At 62.9% G+C, this 429-nt stretch carries 1 protein-coding gene; it reads right to left on the bottom strand.

Annotation, left to right across the window (positions count from 1 at the left end):
- Positions 1-412, bottom strand: a 412-nt coding sequence (locus GVL52_RS29360; protein WP_200848024.1) for a hypothetical protein, incomplete at its 3' end; no start/stop codon positions are given.
- Positions 413-429: the final 17 nt, after the last annotated feature.

Below are 429 nucleotides of genomic sequence, written 5' to 3'. Positions count from 1 at the left end.
GATCCACGAATGCCTTCGGCGTCAGCCCGTGAGCTTCGCTGGCAGAACGGGTCTGTGTGGTATCGCAGTCACCTGCAAGCTTCAGGGTCTCGGCGAGGAGACTGCATACGTCACCGGGCTCCTGGGAGGTGAACCCAATTTGCCCATTGCCCCTGATACCGGCACGTCCAGCGTCATCGCGGGAAATCCGCCATGACTGCCATGTGCCTGGAGCCGCAAGAACCAAGGTCGCAGCCCGATCGTAGACGGCTTCGACATGGCCGGTGACCGTGAGGTGGAGATCACCTGCCTTGGCAGACAACCGCGATCCATCATCAGCGCCAAGAGTACTGGTGGCCAGAACCTCCCCGGCCTTCGCCGGCCAGCGACCCGAGGTCAGCCGATAGCGACCTTGCGTGGCCGAACCGGCCATGGGCATCTCTTGGTAGG

It is taken from the genome of Rhizobium sp. 18055, assembly GCF_902706285.1.
Taxonomy (GTDB): domain Bacteria; phylum Pseudomonadota; class Alphaproteobacteria; order Rhizobiales; family Rhizobiaceae; genus Rhizobium.
The sequence above is the reverse complement of the archived record's forward strand: the minus strand, read 5'-3'. Positions and strand labels throughout refer to the sequence as shown.